The organism is Amycolatopsis orientalis DSM 43388, assembly GCF_000411975.1.
GTDB lineage: Bacteria > Actinomycetota > Actinomycetes > Mycobacteriales > Pseudonocardiaceae > Amycolatopsis > Amycolatopsis orientalis_D.
Window position 1 is genome coordinate 1 of sequence record NZ_ASXG01000182.1, and the last position, 14,050, is coordinate 14,050.

At 67.0% G+C, this 14,050-nt stretch carries 17 protein-coding genes; 16 read left to right on the top strand and 1 reads right to left on the bottom strand.

Going from position 1 to position 14,050, the window contains the following annotated elements:
* Positions 1 to 94: 94 nt before the first annotated feature.
* The 7 genes from L942_RS44025 to cutA all read left to right on the top strand — a co-directional run bounded on the left by L942_RS44025 (position 95) and on the right by cutA (position 5,513).
* Positions 95 to 883: a hypothetical protein gene (locus L942_RS44025; protein WP_158684595.1), complete on the top strand. Its 789-nt coding sequence runs from the start codon at positions 95 to 97 to the stop codon at positions 881 to 883.
* Between the two features lie 460 nt (positions 884 to 1,343).
* Positions 1,344 to 1,691, top strand: coding sequence for a hypothetical protein (locus L942_RS37265; RefSeq protein ID WP_037369317.1), 348 nt, complete (start codon positions 1,344 to 1,346; stop codon positions 1,689 to 1,691).
* Positions 1,692 to 1,819: 128 nt separating this feature from the next.
* Entirely contained in the window at positions 1,820 to 2,284 is a 465-nt protein-coding gene (locus tag L942_RS37270) for a hypothetical protein (protein ID WP_051166514.1), read from the top strand.
* The gene (locus L942_RS37275) at positions 2,281 to 2,922 is read left to right on the top strand and encodes a DUF3558 domain-containing protein (RefSeq protein ID WP_081655385.1); all 642 of its coding nucleotides are present in this window, start codon (positions 2,281 to 2,283) and stop codon (positions 2,920 to 2,922) included. The genes L942_RS37270 and L942_RS37275 overlap by 4 nt, the downstream gene beginning before the upstream one ends.
* A gap of 1,237 nt (positions 2,923 to 4,159) precedes the next feature.
* Positions 4,160 to 4,324 carry a hypothetical protein gene (locus L942_RS44690; protein ID WP_158684596.1) on the top strand — a complete coding sequence of 55 codons (165 nt, stop codon included), beginning with the start codon at positions 4,160 to 4,162 and terminating at the stop codon, positions 4,322 to 4,324.
* Positions 4,325 to 4,333: 9 nt separating this feature from the next.
* Positions 4,334 to 5,086 (top strand): ESX secretion-associated protein EspG, encoded by a 753-nt coding sequence (locus L942_RS37285; protein ID WP_037369322.1) that lies wholly within the window; start codon positions 4,334 to 4,336, stop codon positions 5,084 to 5,086.
* Between the two features lie 100 nt (positions 5,087 to 5,186).
* On the top strand, positions 5,187 to 5,513 hold the full coding sequence (gene cutA / locus L942_RS37290) for a divalent-cation tolerance protein CutA (RefSeq protein WP_051166515.1): 327 nt from the start codon (positions 5,187 to 5,189) through the stop codon (positions 5,511 to 5,513).
* A 4-nt stretch (positions 5,514 to 5,517) separates the two neighbouring features.
* Here cutA and L942_RS43475 read toward each other — a convergent pair whose 3' ends face one another.
* Entirely contained in the window at positions 5,518 to 6,891 is a 1,374-nt protein-coding gene (locus L942_RS43475) for a helix-turn-helix domain-containing protein (protein ID WP_158684597.1), read from the bottom strand.
* A 444-nt stretch (positions 6,892 to 7,335) separates the two neighbouring features.
* On the opposite strand from L942_RS43475, the gene L942_RS37295 reads away from it, so the two are divergent.
* From L942_RS37295 to L942_RS37330, 9 genes are all read left to right on the top strand, one after another.
* A complete protein-coding gene (locus L942_RS37295) occupies positions 7,336 to 7,806 on the top strand; it encodes a hypothetical protein (RefSeq protein ID WP_037369328.1) in 471 nt (156 codons plus the stop codon).
* 2 nt (positions 7,807 to 7,808) lie between these two features.
* Positions 7,809 to 8,192, top strand: coding sequence for a hypothetical protein (locus tag L942_RS42385; protein ID WP_158684598.1), 384 nt, complete (start codon positions 7,809 to 7,811; stop codon positions 8,190 to 8,192).
* Positions 8,192 to 8,440 (top strand): AMED_5909 family protein, encoded by a 249-nt coding sequence (locus L942_RS44695; RefSeq protein ID WP_051166517.1) that lies wholly within the window; start codon positions 8,192 to 8,194, stop codon positions 8,438 to 8,440. The genes L942_RS42385 and L942_RS44695 overlap by 1 nt, the downstream gene beginning before the upstream one ends.
* Positions 8,441 to 8,466: 26 nt before the next feature.
* On the top strand, positions 8,467 to 9,057 hold the full coding sequence (locus tag L942_RS44700; RefSeq protein ID WP_158684599.1) for a helix-turn-helix domain-containing protein: 591 nt from the start codon (positions 8,467 to 8,469) through the stop codon (positions 9,055 to 9,057).
* The gene (locus tag L942_RS37310; protein ID WP_037369334.1) at positions 9,006 to 9,740 is read left to right on the top strand and encodes a helix-turn-helix domain-containing protein; all 735 of its coding nucleotides are present in this window, start codon (positions 9,006 to 9,008) and stop codon (positions 9,738 to 9,740) included. The genes L942_RS44700 and L942_RS37310 overlap by 52 nt, the downstream gene beginning before the upstream one ends.
* A 3-nt stretch (positions 9,741 to 9,743) precedes the next feature.
* Complete coding sequence (locus tag L942_RS37315; protein WP_037369337.1) at positions 9,744 to 9,989, top strand: AMED_5909 family protein; 246 nt, start codon at positions 9,744 to 9,746, stop codon at positions 9,987 to 9,989.
* Between the two features lie 376 nt (positions 9,990 to 10,365).
* Positions 10,366 to 11,943: an FtsK/SpoIIIE domain-containing protein gene (locus L942_RS37320; protein ID WP_037369339.1), complete on the top strand. Its 1,578-nt coding sequence runs from the start codon at positions 10,366 to 10,368 to the stop codon at positions 11,941 to 11,943.
* Entirely contained in the window at positions 11,940 to 12,326 is a 387-nt protein-coding gene (locus L942_RS37325; protein WP_037369340.1) for a hypothetical protein, read from the top strand. Before L942_RS37320 ends, L942_RS37325 begins: the two co-directional genes overlap by 4 nt.
* Before the next feature lie 104 nt (positions 12,327 to 12,430).
* Positions 12,431 to 14,050 carry a replication initiator gene (locus L942_RS37330; RefSeq protein ID WP_037369343.1) on the top strand — a complete coding sequence of 540 codons (1,620 nt, stop codon included), beginning with the start codon at positions 12,431 to 12,433 and terminating at the stop codon, positions 14,048 to 14,050.

Sequence of the window (14,050 nt, forward strand, 5' to 3'; positions counted from 1 at the left end):
TCCTTCCAGGCGAGGCCGAAGCCTCACAGGTGAGGTGTCAACCAAACCCTGAGCAGACCCGTGGCCTGTATTGGGCGGTGTCACAGCGCTGACCTTGGCGGCCTGGTGGCTGTCGGACTGGCAGGTCTGGCCGTGGCTGGGCGCGGTGGGCGTGATGCTGCTGCTGGGTGTGACGGGGGCGGCTCGGCGGGTCGGGCTGGCGTGGACGCTGGCGGCGTGCCTGGCGGTGGTCGCGTTGTGGCTGCTGCTGGTCTACGTGTCTCCCTGGTGGTGGCTGCTGCTGGCTGGTGTCGTGCTGCTGGTGGCGGCTGTGACGGCTGCGGCGGTGCTGAGGCTGCGGGAACGGCGCGCGCAAACCCTGGCGGCGCTGGGGATCGGCCTGGCGATGGTCGCGGGCGGTGCGGTCGGACTGGGGGTCACTGCGGCTGAGCACGAACGGCAGGAACAAGCGGCGTTGGACCAGCAGCATCAGACCTCGGTGGCGCGGATTCTGCCCCGTACGCCGGGCAGCATGGTGAACTTCCTGGTGGAGAAGATCGCCTATCCCACGCCGGATGCGGTGACCTCTGCGTGCTTCGTCTTCGCCCCTCCCGCTCAAGCCCAGTTGGCGGGGAGCCTGAGGGTTGCGGACTGTCCGGCTGCGGTGCGGGCGCTGGCGGCGAAAGTCATTGACGCGCACGACTACGCCAACAATGTGTGGCTGCCGGGGCAGGCCGTGACGCGTGGTCCGGCCGGGACTGTGGTGGACGCGTGCCATCTGACGTTCGACGCGCTGACCGACGACACCCCGCACCCCAACGCGGGGCCTCAGCTCGGGCGCTTGACCTTGCAACAGCAGCAAGGCGAAGGGTCGCTCATCGTGGCCTACCAGCGGTGCCGGTAGCAGGGTTGCGCGAGCAGGAAGGCGCTGGGCTGTTCTGTCCGTCGTTCTCGCCCTTGCCATCGTGAGTGCCGTGCTGGCGGGGTCAAGGGGGAGCGCCAGCTCATCGCGCAGCGACGCCGAAGGCGCCCTTGAGGCCGTCGGCGCGGCATTCGAGGATCGGGCGCGAGGAGGACGGCCCAGCGCCGGAGGTGAGCGCGGCTCCTGCCGGGAGAACGGCGGGGTTGGCGTCCGGTGCTGCTGGTCGACGCGGGGTCATGGGGCTTGGGCGGCGTCTGCGGCGGCGTGCGCACCCGGGGCGAGTCTTCGGCGGGCTCGCCGGGCGGGCCGGCCGGAGCGCCAGCGGAGGCCCGCCCAGCCAACCGGCGAGTCTCGCCGTACGCGAGGTGACCGGTTGCGCGCCGCCGCAGGCGGCGCGCCTTGATCCCCTAGAGCCAAATTCGGCAGGCGTTAGCGTGGCGGCATGGACCGACCAAACGATTCCGGCGACGGTGCGGAGCCGGAGTACAGCGACTACTACCGTCAGCACGCGCTGTGGGCGAGGCGGACCGCGGACCTCCAGACCACGTTCATCGACCTGCTCGACAAGCTGGCCGAGCACGGGCAGCCGCACCCGACCGACATGCGCGAGAAGGCGGTGTGGCTCAGGCAGACGATGGGGCAGGTGGCTGACGTGCTGGCCGCGCAGGGACTCGCGCATGACGAGATGCTGGCGGCTGGTGGTCCGGACAATTCCCGCGCGTGGGTCGAGTACGAGGCCATGACGCGCCGCCACGCTGAGCTGTTGCCCCGGGACCCGTCTCCCGAGTGATGGAGGTCCTTTTTCGGTGAACCGGTCACCCCTGCGTGACGGGTCCGCTACGGTGATTCTAGACAAGTTGCCCACGGATTGGACAGCTGTTCACAGGGCGGGCGTAGGTCATCGGAGGGGTATCCGCAGTGTCTCAACCTGCACAGCAGCCGGGATGGCTCGACGGGCTGTACTTCAACATCGGCGATACGTTCGACGCGGGAGACGCGGCCGGTGCCGCGATGAGCGGCGGCGGTTCGTCGGGTGGCCAGGGGTTCACGATGAGCCGCGATGACGCGACGGCCATGCTCAAACTGGCCAAAACCGTCCGCGAGCACTTCCGCGACATGCAAACCGACGCTAGCCGACTGACTCAGACTACGTCTCCGGCAGACGAGCCGACCAGCAACGGCTACAACAAGCTGCTGGTCAATCAGGGCGAGCCGAAAGGCGCGTTCGTCATGGGCGAGGACCAAGTCAAGCGGGAGTTCGCTTATGCCGACGAGCTGGTGAAGCGGTTAGAAAAGGCGTTGGGGATCATCGGGTCGTCGGACGAGCAGGCCGCGACCGATGTTAAGGATGCGGGCAAGCAGAGCGGAGGGTTCGCGGTATGACACGCCGTGTCGTCACCACAATCCTGGGCGCGGTCGCGGTCGTGTCCGTCGCTGCCGCATGCTCCAGCGGCCCCGGGGCTGCCCCGGCGAGCACCGAGCCGACACCAGCGTCGTCGTCGGCCACTGCTGCTGGCCTGCCACACAGCGGGGCACCGAAGGTCGAGCATCCGCTTCCGGAGTCGGTGCTGTCCGGGCAGCCCTGTCAGGAAGCGCTCACCTCTGACCAACTCAAGCAGATCCTCGACATGGTGCCGCAGGGCGAACCGTCCAACATTCCCGGTCTCGGCCCTGACTGCAAATGGCACAACACCGACGCTGGGGCGCAGGTAGGGGTCGGCTACACGACGCAGACCCATCAAGGGCTGAGTGCGGTCTATCAGGGCACGAAACCGCAGGCGAAAGTGTGGCGGGAGTTGCCGCCCATTCAAGGGTTTCCCGCAGTCGCGTTTTCAACAGAGGACTCTGGCACTCAGACTGGTCTCTGTCTGGTGAGCGTGGGTATCGCGGACGATCTGTCGTTTGACGCATCGCTTGGTCTGGGTGACGCGAAGAGGGCCAGTGGGGCCGATCCATGTCCGCTTGCTGCGCGGGTGGCGGACATGGTGGTCACGAACCTGAAGCGCAAGGCGGGTGCGTGATGGGGTTCTTCGATGTCCTCGGCGACGCGGCGAAGGCCGTGGGCGGGGCGCTGGAAGACGCTGCGGACTGGGTCGGGGACCGGGCCAGCGACGTGGGCCACTGGTTCGACGATCTCTACCACGGCAACCTGGGTGATCAGGCGGTCCCGGCACCGGAGCTGGTGGCGAAGGTCCTGGCGAGCCAGGGCGCGCAAAGCTGGCACCAGAGCGCGCAGCAGGCCACGAGCCTGGCGGGCAAACATGACCAGGCGGGTGCCTGGGTACAGCAGCTGAGCGCCGGTCTCGAGTCTGCGTGGACCGGCGGCGGCGCGGACGCCGCGCAGTCGAGGATCAAGCCGTTCGCCGACGCGACCACGGCCGCCGCGCAGACTTACACCGGCAACGGGCAGAACCTCACCGACCTCGCGCACGGGTTCGACGCGATGAAGCAGAGTTTGCAGCCAATGCCGGGTGTGCCGCCGCACAAGAACCTCTGGGACGAGGCGACGTGGTGGAACACCGACACCGAGGACCAGATCAACCAGTACAACAAGACGGCCCAGGACAACCTCGACAAGTACCACGGGTACACCCAGCACGCCCAGACCAGCGGGCAAAGCNNGGGCAAAGCCTCAAGACCGACTACGGCCAGCTCAGCGGGTTCGACGGTGACGTGACCCTCTCCGAGCCCGGCAAGCATAAGACGGGCGGTCCGGACGACGGGCACGGACCCGACGGCCGCTCCCGGTCCGGGTTCGGGCCGTCGCGCACGGGCGGACCCTCGGACACCGGCGGGCCGTCGAGCACGTTCACCCCGAACTACCCCGGCAGTACGCCTCCCCCGCCAGGTTCGGGCGGTCACCTGCCGACCTACCAGCCGCCGAGCCATCCGGTGGGGACTGGGCCGGGCGACGGCACGACGGTCGCGGGATGGACGCCGCCGGATCCCAGCCGGATCACCGGTCCGGGTTCGGGCTGGGTTCCCTCGCCGTCGATTCCGGGCGGCGGTACCGGCGGTGGGAACTCGTGGACGCCGGGACTGGTTGGCGGATTCGGTCCGACTGGCGGGTTCTCCGGTAGCGGCGGTGCTGCAGAGTCCGGCGGCGCCGGTGGTCGCGGCGGGAGCGCCGCGGGGCGGCTGGGCAGCGGATCAGGCACCGGCGGTGCGGCCGAGGGCGCGGCGGGGCGAAGCACGTCCGCGGCTGGTGCCGGGATGCGGGGCGCGGCCGGGGCCAAAGGATCGGCTGGAATGGGCGGCATGGGTGCCGGGGGTGGCAAGGGCAAGGGCGAGGAAGACAAGGAACACCAGCGCAAGTATGGGCTGGAGGACGATTCCGCGTTCGACATCACCGATGACGAGGACGGCCGGTTGCGTGACCCGCGCACCGGGCTCCCGCCCACGCCGCCGACCATCGGCGGCTGAGACACCACGATGACGATCCTCGACCGGCCGGTGCGGATTCCGCGACCGGCGTTCTTCATAGCGTGGAACTACGTCGGCGGGGGCACGCTCCCCGCCGTGGTCGACCCGGACACCACGTACGCCACCGCGGACTTTGCCCGCGAGTTGGAGCAGCGCACGATGTCCCGGTTCGAGCGGTCGCGGTTGGCGACGTCCGACGGACGGCTGACCCCATCGTTCCGGGCGACGTTGGAACTGCTCGCCGCACCGGAAAAGGAGCTGTACGCCTGGACCGCGTTCGTCCACCGCCCCGACGACAACGGCGCTGTGTTCGTCGCCTCCGCAGGCCGCAACGCCGTCCGGCTGATTACTGACCACCGCTCCATCCAGCTCGACCCAATCCCGGTACGCGACCTGGCGGCGAACCTGGTCGACACCCTGCCTGACTACGCGCCGGCCAGGATCAGCCACCTGCGGGTGCCGATGTCCTACCTCGACGGCAGCAACGTCGATCCGCTCTCGGAAGACTCTGGTCAAGCCGACCAGATCCGCCACCTGACCCGGGCCGAACGCGCAGGAGTGCACAAGCTCTACGCCGCCACGCGGAGGGGCGGCAACCGCATTCACAGTACCCCGCTCACCGTCTACGACCTCACCCGAAACGGCCGCGTCCTGGCCTTCACCAGCACCGGTAACAGCGGTAGCGAAGAAGCGACGATGTGCCCTGGCAGCCGCAGGAACCTGGTGGACGCACTCGACCTCACCCTCAGCGGCCTCGGCTGACGACACCCCCGAGCCTCCCGGCACGGCGTGGTTGCGCCACGCCGGTCACCGAATTCTGCGGCTAAGCTCGAAAAGGACGGCTGAACCGAAGGAGGGCACAGTGTCGCGTAGCTATTGCACGGCGGTGACGGTAACCGATAGCGAAGACGATGCGGCGCGATTGGCTCGCGGCATAGTCGAGGCGCGCCTAGGTGCGTGCGCGCAGGTGTCCGGGCCGATCCGGAGTTTTTATCGGTGGCAGGGCAGCATCCATGATGAGCAAGAGTGGCAAGTCCTCGTCAAGACTGACGCAGACCGTATTGACCTGCTTATTGCACACATTAAAGAGAACCACCACTACGATGTTCCCGATATCGTAGTGCAGCCGATTGAGGCGGGCAGCGCGGAATACCTTGAGTGGTTGACGTCCGAAACTCGGCCAGAGTAGTTGGCTATCGGTGTAAGCCAGACCTGATCTTATCGCGGATCGCATTTTCGGGGCTGCTCACCTTCGCTGTTGCAAGCTTGGACGAGAGGGTGAGCAGCCTCTGCCGGGACAAGCTGCTTTCGGTGCGGATGGTGGAATCAATCGCGCCATCTACTAGCGCTTGCGCCCTGTCGTAATCGTTCGCGCGAACGCAGAGCGTCGTGAGGTCTGTCAGGGCTAGAGCCCGCTGCTTCCGCACGGTCGGAGGAAGGGATGCCAGTAGAGAATCGGCGATCGCGGGAGCGTCGCGGTGCTGGAGTCCCATGTAGGTCGAGACGGTCAAACTGCCAAGCCTGCTCGCAGTAAAGAACGTCGTCCAAAGTCGCTCTGTACGGGGTTGCGCGAAGTCAAAAGCCGTAAACGCGCGTTCGAGTGCGCGCATGGCTTCTGTTTCATTCCCCAAACGGCTTAGCTCTTCAGCCTCTCGGCCTGCGACCCATGCCCGGGTGGCAGGTGCCGTAGTGCCCGGCACGTAGCTCTCAGCCTGTTGAAGCAGGCGGATTGCTGGGATTGTGTCATTCCGCGAAGACGCTAGGTAGCTCCAGTACGAAAGCGCGCACGCCGCTAGGGGTCCATCGTCGGAAGCCTTGGCGATTTTTAGCGTCTTGCGCCAAGATTGAACGGCTTCGTTCGCATTTCCAAGGTCAAAATGCAACCATCCGACCAAAACTTCTGTCTCGCCCAGGGTGCGAGCAAGCTCACTTCTAATTTCACTCGTGCGGGCGTTGTCAAGTAATGCGGAGACGATTGACCGATGTCGTTGCAAATCGTCCAGCAACTGGCGTGCGGGAACCGTGTGCTCATTCTCGTGAAAGTCCGCGGTTCGGTCCTTCATAAGCTGAACGGTAGCCATGTCGACTGGCCGATCGTTTTCTACTGAATCGATTAATCGCTGCCAGGGTGCGTTCGCGAGTAGCGCTGCGCTTGCAGCTGAAACCGCTATGGCACCTGCGGTCTTAAATAGGTCGCGACGCGGTACGCCAACTGAACTCGGACCGGTATTCTCAGGCGAATAACCTGGGTGACTGGTCAGGGTTGCGTGCTCTGTTTGGGTACTGAACCATAAGAGGTCGGCTGGTATGCGCAGAGCATTCGCCCACCTTTCGAGCTTTGCGAGGTCGGTGATGGCCGAAGGGGACCGCTCAAGCCTGCTGAGCTGCCCCTGAGTGACACCAAGCCACGCCGCGAGATCGGCTTGCTTGACCTTGGGGTCTTGCGCGGACCGATAAGCCCGGAGGAAGTGCCCGAAGTGCTGGTTAAGCAGGGGTGCGCGGATGTCTGGCCGCTCCCAGAAGTCGGCGGGCAGGTCGGGCGCGTTTGCCTCGGCGTCCTCACTCATACGGTCACCCCCTGCGGTTGTCGTATGCATGCATCGTAGCACGGTAACGGGTTGTTGACCTGCGCATATGCGTCGGATGCATATTTGGCGCTTAGCGCCGTATGCATATGCCTGTCTTCAGTTTTGAATTTGGCTCGCCTGGCCGATTCTAGCTCATGTTCGACAAGCCGAGTACGTAGGGAGGGCCGCTAAGTGAGAGGGCTGGTTCATGGCGAAGCGCACTGGACCTCGGGCATCTGAAGGCGCCGAAAACGATGGGGCCGAGAGGTACATGTGGGTGTTCCGCGCGGGAAGCTCCGCCGTTCTCTCGGTTCCTGGAATAAGAGATCTGATGATGTCGGCTGAAGAGGCCCGAAATATCGGCCAGATGCTACTGGACATGGCTGACGACATAGATGGCGAAAAAATAAACGGCAAAGATTCCCAACAGTAAGGGTCAATATCGTGGCTATTGAACGTGGTTTCCGGTTTTCCATTCCGTTCGATGACGCTTTTCCTGACGGTCTTGTGATGGTCGGCGAGGTTTCGGCGGACAACGAGTTTCAGTCTCGGGAGGAGCGCGCGGCGAACCGGCCAGTTCGTCAGAAGGTGGACGAAGTGACGGGCAAGCGGCAGTGGAAGTTCACAGCAACGGACCCGGGCGAAGCGAAGGCGAAGCGGGCATCGTTCGAGGTGACGTTGCTGGCGGACGTGCAGCCGGTGCCGACGACCAGTGAGGCCCTGCCGGGTATGCGGCCGGTGGAATTGGAAGGGTTGACGGCGGAGCCGCGCGTTGGCGGGCAGGGCGAGTTCAAGTACCTGACGTACGTGTTCCGCGCGACGGGTTTCAAGGCCGCTGGTTCCGGTTCGGCGGGTGGTGCTAAGTCGTCGCGGTCGTCGACGTCGTCGAGCTCGGACGAGTCCAAGGCGGCCTAGTGATGCACGCGCGGCGTCGTTCGGTGAAGGAGCTGGAAGAGGCGTGGACTTCGGCGTATCAGGATTACTCGGGTCTGTACAACGTCGAACAGCGGGAGAGCACGGACGAGGCGCGTGCGCAGCTGGGCTACGCGACGGAGACAGTTGCGCAGCTTTGGCATGAGTTGCTGGAGGCGCAGGCGTGGCCGTGGTGGGTCCGCGCGGCGGTGGTGCTGGCGGTGCGGGAGTTTTCCCGGCAGGCGGCGGATCTGGCCATGAGCGCGGCGGAACCGGCAGTGCAGGCGACGGCGGAGCGGGTCCGGCTGGGCAATCCGCGGCGGTTGCCGAGTTCGCGGCCGGGCTCCGGGCGTGGTCGTCGCAACGGCCCGGGTCCGGGCGGCTCGTGATGGCGACGAAGACGGGACCCCGGACCCTGGACGAGGCGCACGCCGACAAGCTGAGCCGGTTGCCCCGTGGTCCCGTGTCGTCGGCGGAAAAGTTGTTGTGGCACAAGGAAAACATGCGGATGTATCAGGAGGTGGCGGAGATCGACACCCGGCACCATTACGAGGCGCTGAGTTGCGCGTTCGTCGAAAGCCTGCGGATTGCGGAGCTGGAGCAGAGCAAGAACGGGGCGGAGGCCGGAAAGGAGTGAGGGAGGTGAACGCGGGTGCGCGCGCGGTGGGCGGATTCCTGGTGGCTCGTCGGCATGAGCTTGGCTTGAAACAACGGGAAGTCGGTTTCCGCGCGGGCATCTCGCATACCTCGATGGTGCGGTTCGAGAAAGGCCAACGGCCGGTGCAGTCGGTCGCGGTCACGGCCAAGCTGGCGAAGGCGCTGGAGGTGAACCCGTACGGGCTGGTTGCGATGGTGGCGGACGGAAAGGGAAAGCTGGACCGTTCCGTGTCCTTGTCGTCCATTGTGGATCAATTGGCGTGCAGCTACGTGTGTGACCTGCACGAGCCGGAATGCCTGGCAGAGTTGATATTTCTCCTGCGGGCGATTGCGCGCAAGGACTGCGAAGAGGCTGCTGCGGCTGCGGGGCTGCATGTCCGGTCCTGGGACAAGCTGGAGCGGAACGAGTACCGGCCGTCGATTCCCGTCCTCGTGCGGATCGCGGAACGGCTGGGCTCAGGCTCGGAAGCGTACCGGGTGCCGCTGCTGGGGTTGGCCATGCGAGATCAGCTGCGGAGGCAGCACTACGAACGGAAAGGCGAAACATGGAAGCCGCGCTGGACTCGCCCGCCGAGGTCGCGGCGGTGGTCGCGGTGAGGGGCATGGACGTGGACGGCTGCGAAACGGTCGAGGCGGCGGACGAAAGGGTTGCGGCGACGGCGCGCTTCCTGCTGGAACGTCGGCGAGAGCTGGGCTTGTCGCAGGCCGGAGTGTCGCGGCGGGCGGGCATTAACCGGACCACGCTGGGGCGGCTGGAGAGGGGCGAGGAACCGCTGTGCTCGGTCGTGTTTGCGTCGGGGCTGGCGAGGGCGCTGAATGCGTCTCCGTACGCGTTGGCGTTGACGGCTGCGGACGGAACGGGACAGCCGGAGCCGCGGGAAGGGTTCAACTCCTTTGTAGACGAACTGCATGTGTTCGGCGGCAGTCGAATGCGCGCGCCGAAGTGCTTGGCGCAGCTGGCGTTCGCGTTGCGGATGCGAGCGCGGAAGCTGTGCTGCGAGGCGGCGGAGGATGCCGGGCTGCACCCCGCGACCTGGGGACAGGTCGAGCTGGGGAAGCTCCACCCGTCGATTCCGATGCTGGTCGGGATGGGGCAAGCGGTGGCATGGGACTTGCCGGTATGTCGGCGGCAACTGCTGCTCATCGCGGTGCGCGACCAGGTGGACCGCGAGGAATGCGCGCAGCGTGGCGAGACATGGGACCCGGGCTGGCGGCGGCCCGCCAAGGTTCGGCAACCGGCTGATTGGCCCGCCTCGGCGCGAACACAGAACGGAGGATGAAACGTGAAAGACGTCGACGCGGTGACGACGCTGGAGGAAGCGCGCAACGAAGCGAAGAGGCTCGACCCGGGCGAGGGCGCAGACCTGCCGGAGCGGATCGGCTGGCTGCGCCACGTGGCGCAACTGTACAAGAACGTCTCCGTTACCGACCCTGAGCACCAGTACGAGGCGTGGGCGATGTTCGGCAGGCAGCGGGAAGCCATCGCGCGCTTGACTCGGAAACCGGAGTACGCCTCCGACTATGACTAGCGGACCGGAGGAGGTGATCTCAGCGACACGCTAAAAGCATTTTCTCAATCGAATATCGAAAAAGCACGTGGGACGCGCGCTTGTGGCTCAACGCGTCCCACGTGCCCGGAATTGTCCCTATAAATAAACGCAGAACCGGCCTCTTGGCGGCAAACCTGAACCGGTTCTGCGCTGTCCACTGGTGGTGAACGATGAATAAGATAAATGACGACCAACAACAGACGTCAACCGGGGTCACCCGAACGCGCAGCCAAAAATGCCGCAAGTTCGCCCGGCTCGTGCCCGGCGAAACACCCTGCGCTCCGTGCCAGGGCATGTTGCCGCTGGTCCTGCGGCTGCCGGATACGTGCGCACGGCCGGACGGCGGTGATGCCCGATGAACGCGGCGACGGTGATCATCGGCGGCGTGAGCCTGGCGGTGCTGGTGTGGATGCTGGCCAAACTCGGCCGCGCCTTCGCCGCGATCGCGGAAACCCTGGCCGCACTGGCATTCCTCGGCCTGGCCCTGTGGGGCCTCGCGCGGGCCGTGGGCTGGATTGTTCGGCAACTGGCCACCCACTGGCGCACCTGCCTGACCTTGCTCGCCCTGTGGGCGTGGTGGCATTGGCTCGGCTGGCTCTCCCTGGCGATCACGGCCGGTTCTGTCGGCCTGGTCGCTGCGGTGTGGCGGCTGGGCTGGCGGATCGGGTTCGAGCAGTGGTGCGGGCGCTGGGTGCGTGCCTGGTGGCTGCGCTGGGCCGTCTACGGGCGCAAGCTCCCGGGCTGGCTGCATGCCTGCGGCCTGACCGTGCGGGACGAGGCGATCCCGGTGGACGTGACGGTGAACCTGGTCTCGCGGCGTCGCAAGCGCGAAGCGGTGGCCCAGTCCCGGCGTGACGCGGGCGTGGCTTTCCCGAAGCTGCTGCGGGTCCGTTCCGGCCCCTCGTGGGACGAGGTGCGCGTACGCCTGGTGCCCGGCCAGACTCCGGAGGACTTCGGCGAGGCTGCCCGTGCTTTGGCGACGGCGCGGCGGGTGACGCGGGTGCAGGTGCGGGAGATCTCGCCGGATGTGGTGTCGGTGGACTTCATGCGCCGGGACCTGCTGGCCTCGGCGGTGTCCTGCCTGCCGCTGCCGGAGGTGGCCGAAGCGTCGGCGGTGGATCTGCGGCGAGTGTTCGCCGGTTCCACCGAGTACGGGACGGCCTGGCGGCTGCCCCTGCTCGGCGGCGGCGCGCACACCCTCGTGGCCGGTGCTTCGGGTGCGGGAAAGAACTCGGTGATGTGGTCGCCGCTGGTGTCGGCTGCCCCGGCAATCCGCTCCGGGCTGGTGCGGGTGTCCGGTGTGGACCCCAAGGGCATGGAACTCGCGTACGGGCGCGGGATCTTCTGCCGGTACGCGGTCTCGGGCAAAGAGGCGCTGGAGGTGCTGGAGGCGCTGCGGGACGAACTGGAGCGCCGCAAGCGGGCGTTCGCGGGGCAGACCCGGGAAGTGCCGCTCTCGCAGGAGTTTCCGCTTGAGCTGCTGGAGTTCGACGAGTTGGCGGCGTTGACCCGCTACACCGACCGCAAGACGCGAGAGGCGATCACCGAACACATTTCGGTCCTCAACACCCAAGGGCGGGCGGCGCTGATCTCGGTGCGTGGCTACGTGCAGGACCCGACGAAGGAAACCATCCCGGTGCGGGAACTGTTCACCCGCCGCGTCTGCCTGCGCGTCACGTCCAAGTCTCAGGTGTCCATGGTGCTCGGCGACGGCGCATACGAACGCGGCGCGTGGGCCAACCGCATCCCGGAGAGCACGCCCGGTGTCGGCTACGTGTGGGGCGAAGGCATCCGCGAACCCCTACGCGTGCGCGCTGGATGGGTCTCTGACGCGACGGTGAAAGCGCTGGAGAACTACGTCACCAACGGCGGGGCACAGGTGATCGACCTCGCCCATAACCGCGGTGACAGCAAGGAAAGGGGGACGGCATGAACCGGCTGATGGTCTTCCTCGACGCGATCCGGGACCACCTCGACGCGTATGCGCTGCCCCCGGCCTTCTCGGTGAAAGTCACGTCCGTGTCCGACCCGATCACTGTCCAGCTCGACACCGGCGGCCTGCCCGGCGTGGCGCGGGGGTTGAGCGTATGGGCGTCCACCCTGGACGAACCACGGGCCAGCGTGGTGCGCGTCGGGGACGGCGGGCTGGTCTTGGTGTCGCTGACCGGCCGTACTCCCTGCGGGGTTCCGGTCAACGTCTACGGCGGGGTTCCGTTCGACCCGGCCACCTTCCCGGACCTGCCTCTGCGGACCGATCAGGACATGCCCGTGTGGCTGCTGCGGCAGTGGGCACGCGCCGGAGGGGAGGTCGCCTGATGCCCCCCTCAGGACGGGAACATGCTGGTCAGCCAATGCCTGCCACGCTTGCGGGGCCCGCATGGTCGCGCTCCTCGGCTAACGACGAAACCGCTGGTCAGCCGATGCCGGCACGGGGACCGGACCGAATCCGTGGTGCCCTCGCGGCCGACGTGGTGAAGGCGACGGCGGAGCAGCACGGGGTGTGCGTCCGGCCGTTCACGATGGAAGTCGCCGACACGGAGACCGGGGAGCTGCGCTACGTCCCGGTGCCGTGCGGCTCCACGGTGGAATCGGTGTGCCTGCCGTGTGCTCGCAAGGCCAAGGCCCTGCGGCAGGCCCAGTGCCGGGAGGGCTGGCACCTGACCGAAGAACCCGTGATCACCCGCGCGGAACCGACGGAGACTCAACGGGAGTTGCTGACCTACCGGGCTGATCTCGCCGCGCACTACCGGGACGCGGTCGAGGCCGGGAACGAGCCGGAGGCGGAGGAACTGCGGGCCGAAGTGTCCACCGTGGACGCGGAGCTGCGCGAGTCGGGCATGACGGGGCGGCTTCCATCCCTCGACGCACCCGGCAAGAAGCCGGTGAAACGGTCCACGCGTCGGCGGCAGGACGCGCCGAACCTTCCCCGCAAGAAAGTCGCCAAAACCACCGTCGGACGGGAGTTCGCGGGCCGGTTCCGGCCGTCGATGTTCGTCACCCTCACCTGCGACACCTACGGCCGCGTGCGCCCGGACGGCTCCCCGGTCGACCCCAGCTCGTACGACTACCGGCGGGCGGCTCGGGACGCGGTGCACTTCGCCGCGCTGGTGGACCGGTGGTGGCAGAACCTGCGCCGGGTCGTCGGGTTCGACGTGCAGTACTTCGCCACCGTGGAACCCCAGAAACGCGCCGCACCCCACCTGCACACCGCGCTGCGCGGAGCGATCTCCCACGAGGTCATCCGGATCGTGACCGAAGCGACCTACCACCAGGTGTGGTGGCCCAACCACGACAAGATGGTCTACGGCGGGGACCGGAAACCGGTGTGGGACCCCGATGCCCGTTCCTTTGTGGACCCTGACACCCGGGAGCCGCTGACGGCGTGGGACGACGCGGTAGACGCGGTGGAGGAACCGGCGCACGTCGTGCGGTTCGGGCAACAGGTGCACTCGAAAGGAATCCTCGGCGGCACCGAGGAAGCCGGGCGGCACATCGGCTACCTGACCAAATACCTCACCAAATCCACCGGCGAAGTGGTCGACGCCGAGACCGCCGCGCAGCGTGACCACCACGACCGGTTGCACGCTGAGCTGGCGGTCACCCCGTGCTCTCCGCGCTGCCCGGTGTGGCTGCTCTACGGCATCAATCCCAAGGGGGCCAACGGAAAAACGACTCCGGGGCACTGCCGGGGGCGCGCGCATCGGCGGACCACGCTCGGCCTGCCCGGTCGCCGGGTCCTGGTCTCCCGCAAGTGGTCCGGCAAGACCGTGGCCGACCACAAGGCCGACCGGGTCGGGTTCGTGCTTTCCGCCCTCGCGGCGGTCGGGATCGAGAAACCACGCCCCGACCCGGAAAAGCTGTCGTGGCGCAAGGTCGAGCCCGGTGACCCGAACTGCCCGCCCCGGGACCAGCTCGTCATGCGCGCCATCGCCGAACGCCTCACCTGGAAAGCCGAATACGAAGCCGCCCGGCTCGCCGCGTCCGGATCACCGCCGCCCGAGCCGCCGGAAACTTCGGCAACTGCGCGGTTGGCCGCCTGA

What these genes read in the sequence shown, in the direction of transcription:
- L942_RS37265 (WP_037369317.1), top strand. Translation starts at nt 1,344, where the DNA reads ATGGACCGACCAAACGATTCCGGCGACGGTGCGGAGCCGGAGTACAGC.
- L942_RS37275 (WP_081655385.1), top strand. Translation starts at nt 2,281, where the DNA reads ATGACACGCCGTGTCGTCACCACAATCCTGGGCGCGGTCGCGGTCGTG.
- L942_RS44690 (WP_158684596.1), top strand. Translation starts at nt 4,160, where the DNA reads ATGGGTGCCGGGGGTGGCAAGGGCAAGGGCGAGGAAGACAAGGAACAC.
- L942_RS37285 (WP_037369322.1), top strand. Translation starts at nt 4,334, where the DNA reads ATGACGATCCTCGACCGGCCGGTGCGGATTCCGCGACCGGCGTTCTTC.
- L942_RS43475 (WP_158684597.1), bottom strand. Translation starts at nt 6,891, where the DNA reads ATGAGTGAGGACGCCGAGGCAAACGCGCCCGACCTGCCCGCCGACTTC.
- L942_RS42385 (WP_158684598.1), top strand. Translation starts at nt 7,809, where the DNA reads ATGCACGCGCGGCGTCGTTCGGTGAAGGAGCTGGAAGAGGCGTGGACT.
- L942_RS44695 (WP_051166517.1), top strand. Translation starts at nt 8,192, where the DNA reads ATGGCGACGAAGACGGGACCCCGGACCCTGGACGAGGCGCACGCCGAC.
- L942_RS37310 (WP_037369334.1), top strand. Translation starts at nt 9,006, where the DNA reads ATGGAAGCCGCGCTGGACTCGCCCGCCGAGGTCGCGGCGGTGGTCGCG.
- L942_RS37320 (WP_037369339.1), top strand. Translation starts at nt 10,366, where the DNA reads ATGAACGCGGCGACGGTGATCATCGGCGGCGTGAGCCTGGCGGTGCTG.
- L942_RS37325 (WP_037369340.1), top strand. Translation starts at nt 11,940, where the DNA reads ATGAACCGGCTGATGGTCTTCCTCGACGCGATCCGGGACCACCTCGAC.
- L942_RS37330 (WP_037369343.1), top strand. Translation starts at nt 12,431, where the DNA reads ATGCCGGCACGGGGACCGGACCGAATCCGTGGTGCCCTCGCGGCCGAC.